Origin of the sequence: Salinibacter sp. (assembly GCF_042218895.1) — a bacterium.
Lineage (GTDB): Bacteria > Bacteroidota > Rhodothermia > Rhodothermales > Salinibacteraceae > Salinibacter.
On sequence record NZ_JBDGQQ010000080.1, the window covers coordinates 36,591 to 43,710 of the forward strand.

General features: G+C 64.9%; 4 protein-coding genes. All 4 read left to right on the top strand.

The window, feature by feature from the left end; translation table 11 throughout:
- Positions 1 to 60 precede the first annotated feature (60 nt).
- Entirely contained in the window at positions 61 to 2,121 is a 2,061-nt protein-coding gene (locus tag ABEL04_RS07345) for a beta-L-arabinofuranosidase domain-containing protein (protein ID WP_375801736.1), read from the top strand.
- 52 nt (positions 2,122 to 2,173) lie between these two features.
- Positions 2,174 to 3,778: a sulfatase gene (locus ABEL04_RS07350; RefSeq protein WP_375801737.1), complete on the top strand. Its 1,605-nt coding sequence runs from the start codon at positions 2,174 to 2,176 to the stop codon at positions 3,776 to 3,778.
- Between the two features lie 134 nt (positions 3,779 to 3,912).
- The gene (locus ABEL04_RS07355; protein ID WP_375801738.1) at positions 3,913 to 5,772 is read left to right on the top strand and encodes an alkaline phosphatase D family protein; all 1,860 of its coding nucleotides are present in this window, start codon (positions 3,913 to 3,915) and stop codon (positions 5,770 to 5,772) included.
- 44 nt (positions 5,773 to 5,816) lie between these two features.
- Positions 5,817 to 7,120, top strand: a 1,304-nt coding sequence (locus tag ABEL04_RS07360) for an enolase C-terminal domain-like protein (protein WP_375801739.1), incomplete at its 3' end; no start/stop codon positions are given.

A 7,120-nucleotide genomic window follows, 5' to 3' on the forward strand; every position in this document is an offset into this window, starting at 1 on the left:
TGGGAGCCCGACCGGTCCCTCTGCAGAACCAGACAACTCGAACAAAACACAACCTCCGCCGTGACCGACGCCGCTCGCACGTCCGCCGCCTCCGGAATCACCCGCCGTGAAGCCCTCCACCAGTTGGGGGGCGGGCTCGGGCTGGCAGGAGTGCTGGCGGGGATCGGGCCGGTGACAGGGGTCGAGACGGGAACGACCCCGGCCACGAGCCAGAGCCCATACGTATTCAACCGCGATCCCCTGGAGACGGAGGCCTTCGCGATGCTCCCGGCCGGAAGCGTTGCCCCGCGAGGCTGGCTTCGACAGCAGCTTACCCGCATGGCCGAGGGCATGGCGGGCCGCCTGCACGAGATATACCCGAACGTAGGAAAAACCAATGCCTGGCGGGGCGGTAGCGGCGACGTGTGGGAGCGTGGCCCATACTGGCTCGACGGGGCGGTGCCCCTGGCCTACGTGCTCGACGATGAGCGTCTCAAGGAGGCTGTTCGGCCCTACCTTGAGTGGACCCTTCAGAGCCAGCGGCCGGACGGCTACTTTGGGCCGCCGCCCGACAAGTCGTACGTAGACCGGGACGGCTTCCAGACCGATCGCCCTGGCGACTGGTGGCCCCGCATGGTGATGATGAAGGTGCTACAGGTCCACCACAGTGCCACAGGCGATGAGCGCGTGCCAGAGTTGATGTCGAACTATTTCCGGTACCAGCAGGAGATGCTGCCGGAGAAGCCCCTCAATCACTGGTCGTGGTGGTCAAAGATGCGGGGCGGAGAAAATCAGGCCAGCGTCTACTGGCTCTACAACCGCACCGGTGAATCGGGCCTCCTGGACCTAGCTCAAACCCTCTTCGAGCAGACCCACGACTGGACCGGGCGCTTCGAGTCTCAGGAAGGCAACTGGCACGGGGTCAACACGGGAATGGGCCTCAAGCAGCCGGCCCTGCAGTACATGCTCACCGGCGACGACCGATACCTCGACGCCGTCGACGCGGGATTTCGGTACCTGATGGGCCCCCACCGCCAGCCCCAGGGGATGTTCTCCGGCGACGAGTTGCTCCACGGCACAGATCCGGTGCACGGCACCGAGCTCTGCAGCGTCGTGGAACTTATGTACTCGCTCGAAACGCTCGTCGGCATTACCGGGCGCATCGACTACGCCGACCGTCTCGAACGGGTCGCCTATAACGCCCTTCCGGCACAGCACACCGCCGACTACATGGGGCGGCAGTACTATCAACAACCGAACCAGATCGAAGTCGCGTCGGTCGAGCGGGGGACCTCTCCCTTTGTGACCGACCACGACGGGGAGAACAACTGCTTTGGGCTCCTCAACGGCTATCCCTGCTGCACCACCAACATGCATCAGGGCTGGCCCAAGTTCGTGCGGTCGATGTGGCGGGCTACTCCGGACGGGGGCCTCGCGGCCCTCGCCTACGGGCCGTGCGACGTCACCGCGCAGGTGGCCGGCGGGACCGAGGTCACCATTGAGGAGGACACGACGTATCCCTTCGAAGACACCGTCCGCCTCACGGTCGACCCCGACGCGGCGGTGTCGTTCCCGCTCCGACTCCGCGTGCCCACCTGGACGGACGGCCCCGCGACGATTCAGGTGAACGGGCAGTCCTACGACTCGGTCGAGTCGGGGCGGATGGCTACCGTCGAGCGCCGTTGGACCTCGGGCGACACCGTAACGGTCTCCCTTCCGGCCTCGGTCGAGGCGTCCCGCGGGCACGAGCGCTCGGTGAGCATTCGCCGCGGCCCCCTCGTGTTTGCGCACGCCGTGGACGGGACCCGTGAGCAGATTGATTCGCATCACGGCGTGCCGACGTACGCGGTGCATCCGTCCGCTCCGTGGAACTATGGGCTCGACATTGAACCGGACGAGCTCGGGAAGGACGTGTCGCTGGAGCGCACCGAAACCGACGACTACCCGTGGACGCCCGAGAACGCCCCTGTCCGACTCCGGGTGACGGGCCGCAAGATTCCGTTCTGGACCGAATACAACAACGCCGCGGGTCCCTTGCCACCGAGTTCGGTTCCCGTCGACACGGACGCCGAAGACCTCACCCTCGTTCCGTACGGAAGCACCACGCTCCGCATCAGCGCCTTCCCGGTCGTGCGGAGCTGACTCCGGTCGGGTGCTCCATTTTTGCCTCCCCCACTGCTCTCTCTAGGTCGTCATGGACCGCCGTGAATTTCTTGAAAGCGCCGCCGCCGGAAGCCTCGGGCTGGTGGGCAGCTCGTTGCCGTCGCTGCCGTCCTGGTCCGACGGACGGCACCGAAACCCGGACCTGGACCCGTCCGATCAGCCCAACCTCGTCTACGTGTTTGCCGATCAGCTTCGGCCCCAGTCCTGCGGCTACGCTGGGGACCGTTACGGGGGCACCTACGCCGAGAACCCGGCGCCCTACACCCCGAACATCGACCGGCTCGCCGGAGAGTCCGCAGATTTCCGGGAGGCCGTTTCGGCCGACCCGATCTGTTGCCCCCACCGGGCCAGCCTGGTGACGGGCAAGTATCCGAGCAGTACCGGCATGGTCATCAATGAGCTTCGGGCCATGCCCGACCCGGATGCCATCGGGCACGTGCTCTCGGACAATGGCTACCACACCGGCTATGTGGGCAAGTGGCACATGTTTGGGAAGCACCATGGCACCAAGCAGCAGTTCATCCCGCCGGGCCCCTACCGGCAGGGGTTCGACGGCTACTGGGCGACAAACAACTTCAACCACAACTACTTCGACGGCTTCTACTTCAAGGACTCCTTCGACAAGGTCGACGTCGACGGGTACCAGCCCAACCGGTTCACGGACCTGTCCATCGAGTACATGCGACGGGCGAGCCAGCAGGAGAATCCTTTCGCCCTGTTCCTGTCGCTCGGCCCGCCCCACGACCCCTTCACGTGGGAGAACACCCCCGACTTCTTCGAGCACATGTTCAAGGGAAAGGACTTTCCCGATCCGCCCAACTACGAGGACGGCCACGCCCGCTACTGGGTACCCAGCTGGGACGAGGAGTGGTGGAAGGAAAACTGGAAGCCGAATCGGTTCCGGCAGCGGCGGGCGTACGCCGCGCTCACCTCCACGGTCGACTGGGAGGTGGGCCGGCTGCTGCACGCCCTCGACGAGCTCGACCTCGCCGACGATACAATTTTTGTCTTCAGCTCCGACCACGGGGAGATGTTCGGCTCGCAGGGACGCATCGCCAAAAAGATCTTCTACGAGGAGGCCGCTCGGGTGCCCTTCCTCGTCCGCTGGCCCGACGAGGTGGAGCCGGGTCGGAATGACGTCTGCCTCAACACGCCCGACATTGCGCCCACGCTGCTGGGGCTCCTGGACCTTCCGGTCCCCGACTCCATGGAGGGGCTCGACCTGAGCGGACACGCCCGCGGGGAGGGGGGACCCCGGAAGGAAGCGGCCTTCATGCAGGGCATGGGGCACACCTACCGGTGGCACGACGGTGACGAGTGGCGGGCGGTGCGCGACGACCAGTACACCTACGCCAAGATGCTCGCCGACGGGTCGGAGTACCTCTTCGACAACGTCAACGACCCGTACCAGCTCGACAACCTGGTCAACGACCCGAACCACCAGGGCACCTACCGGCGGCTCAAGCGCTACATGGAGAAGCGCATGAACGATCTGAACGACGAGTTCAAGCCGACGACCTGGTACCAGCGCTGGGTAGACGATCGGGTCATCATGCGCTCGGCGACGCGCGAGTTGGAGCCGGAGTACCGACCCGAGAACATTAGCCTTCCCCACCTGAGTGACGCCGGAGGCTGAGCGGTGCCCTCACGGGGCAGGGGAGGAGACGAGATCCGCCCCGCTACCAGAGGAGATGGATCCGGCGATCGAGCAGTCTCGGGCCCCTCAGTCCTCGCTGATAGTGATGCTTTCTCACGAACGGCACTTCAAGGATGTCTTTCCGACGTGCTTCGGTTTTCGCTGCGGGGGGACTCCTCGTTCTCGCCCTCGTGGTCCTTGTCGGGCAGTCTTCCGCGGCGCTGGAGACGACGACCGACGAAGCGGATGCGCGTCCCGACCGCGCCGCCCCTACCATCACGCACGGACCCATCCTGGGACGTCCGAGCGCTACGGGCATGGGCGTCTGGGTGCGAACCTCCGCGCCAGCCCAGTTTGTGGTGCAGTACCGGCCCCGGGGCAGCTCCGCGAGTGCAGCCCGATCGGACACCGGTCGCACTCGGCGGGCCCACGACAATACCGGCTGGCTGCACCTCACCGATCTCTCTCCCGACACGCGGTACGCCTACACAGTGCGCCCTGCGTCGGAGGATACCACGGCCCGACGGGGCACCTTCCGCACGCTGCCGTCGCCGTCCACCCATCGGAATCCCGAGCACAATCCTGAGGGCCTCTTCAATTTCAGCTTCGAGGTTGGCGCCTGCAACTATCAGTATCGGCGCGGCGACACGAGCTACGCGATGCCGGCCTACCGTACGATGCGGCGCCAGATCGACGACGAGATCCACTTCCAGATCATGAACGGGGACTTCATCTACGAAGCACGCCGGGGCACCTCGGTCGACGAGTGGCGGTCCGCCAATGGCGTGCCGGCGGAGGACACCCCTTCAGTTCTCCGGCACCTCCCAGATGTAGCCGGGATGTGGGCCAACTACAAGCACTATCTCGACCGGTCGACCCACCTGAAACGCTGGCACCGGCACGTACCGGCGTACTTCATGTTTGACGACCACGAACTGCTCAACGACATCAACGGCACCGGGACGCCCGGCCACAAGGGCAAGCGTGCCCGGGCCCGCGATCCCGGCGTGCGAGCGTGGCAGGACTACCTTGGGTGGAGCAATCCGGTTCCCGACACAGCCCGTCCGGTACGCTTCGGTCGGGCGGAGCTCACCGCGGACGGACTCCTTACCGACCCCGAGGCCGACTTCAGCGAACTCGACCTTCCGGCGCCCACCCTGCACGTCCACGCGGGCGACGATGCCCCCAGTGGCGTCTATGCCATCGAAGCGGTGCAGGGCCCCCACCGCCTCCAGCTTCGCCCAGCCCCCGCGAAAGAGGGAACGGAGCTGGTGTACTCGATCGGTCGGCGAGCCTACTATGACTTCCAGGTCAGCAACGCCCACTTCCTTGTGCTCGATACCCGGTCCTACCGCGACCTGCACGACAAAGACCGGCCCGCCAAGGACGGCGTGCAGATGATCGGTCCTCGGCAGACGCGGTGGTTGAAAACCACCATGCGCCAGAGCGACGCTGACGTGTTCTTCGTCGTGAGCAGCGTGTCGCTTACCATCCCGCACGGCGATCCTTCACAGCCGAACAAAGATGAGTCCTGGACCAGCTACCTGGATGCCCGCAAAGACCTCATCGATTTTTGGGACCAGCGCGACGCGCCTGTTCTTGTGCTGACGGGGGACCTCCATAACAGCATGGCCATTGGAGTGACCGATAATGTTCGGGAGTACATCGCCAGCCCGCACAACTCCCCGAACCACCCGCTCCCCGACGAGGGGGGGCGCCCGCCGTCCGGGCGCTTCGATTCAAACGGTCGGCCCGTCAACATTCACTGGTCGTCGTTCTGGATGAAGGACGTACCGGGCGAGTTTATGCAGCAGCCCTACTACACGGTCATTTCCGTCCAGAACGTGTTCGAAAATCCTGGGCCCAACGACGACGACCGACGGGTGGCCTATCCCACGCCGCGTGTGCTCGTCCGCTACTACGACGGCATCACCGGCGATCTCGCCTACACCGAGTCCGTCGGACTGAAGAGCGCCGCCACGGGCTCGGAATAGGCATTTTCTGCTCGCAATTCCGCGAAACAACTTCAGAGGCCCCCATGGCATCTTCGCATCAGCAGTCCCGCCGCTCGTTTCTTCGCATGGCTGCGGCCGCCGGGGCCGGCGCGGCCTTCACGCCCCTGACCGGGTGGAGCCGATCCTCCTCGCCCCCTGCCCCCCCGATCACCGAAATTCGAGTTCTGCGCGTGCCGGGGTCCTTCTACCGGCCCATCGCGATGAACGCGTATGACGACGCGCCAAAGGGCAAGGCGGGGACGATTCGGCTCGTGCACGCAACCCTGGAGGACGGCACCGTCGGGGTGGGGGTAGAGGGCTACGACCGTATCGATGAAAAGACCGTTTCGGGCCTGCGAGACCGGATGATTGGCACGAACCCGCTGGCGGCCTATAGCTGGAACGGGGACTCGATCCAGAGCGTCGCTTCCGACTACCAGGACTTTCTGCTCAGTACCCGCTATGCGTGGTTCGAGAGCGTTCTGCTGGACCTGGCCGGCCAGGTGATGGAGAAACCAGTGTATGCCCTGTTCGGGTCGCCCGTGCGGGCCGGAGTCGACGCGTACGACGGCACCCTGTATTTTAAGGACGTGGAGCTGGACACTGGCCCGGACGTCATCGGGGAGCTCGCCGCTCGCATCCAGGACGACGGGTATCAGGCGTTGAAGATGAAAGTAGGCCGGCCGAACAAGTGGATGGAGCCCCGTCCCGGCCTCAAGCGCGACATCAAGGCCGTGACCCAGGCGCGGCGAGCCGTAGGGTCGAACTTCACCCTCATGGCCGACGCCAACAACGGGTACGAGGGAAAGCTGAAGTTGGGCCTCCAGTTTCTGAAAAGCGTCGACGCACATAGTCTGTACTGGATTGAAGAGCTCATCCCTGAGCAACAGCACACGTACTCTCAGCTGCGGCAGACGATGTTCAGCGAGAACATTGACGTCCGAACCGCGGAGGGCGAGAACGCGATGTGGGCGGATGGGGCGCCCATTCAAAAGCCCGAAGATGTAGAAACGTGGGTGTCCAACAATCACTTTGATGTCGTGCAGCCGGACCTCCGCACCGTCGGGTTCGCCAACGCCCTCCGCATGGCAGACATTGCCAACCGGCATGGGGCCGCCCTTGTACCCCACAACTGGCAAAGTGAGATGGGAAAACTCATGGGGATTCACCTCGCCAAGCTGCGCGAGAACGTGCGGTTCGTCGAAGATGACCGGTGGAGCAACTACGCCCTAGACACGTCTGCGTACCAGTTCCGCAATGGTCAGTGGAAAGCGCCCGATGCGCCGGGCTGGGGCGTGCGTCTCAGCGAGCACTACGACCGCTTTGCGGAAGCGGAAGAGGAGCGCGT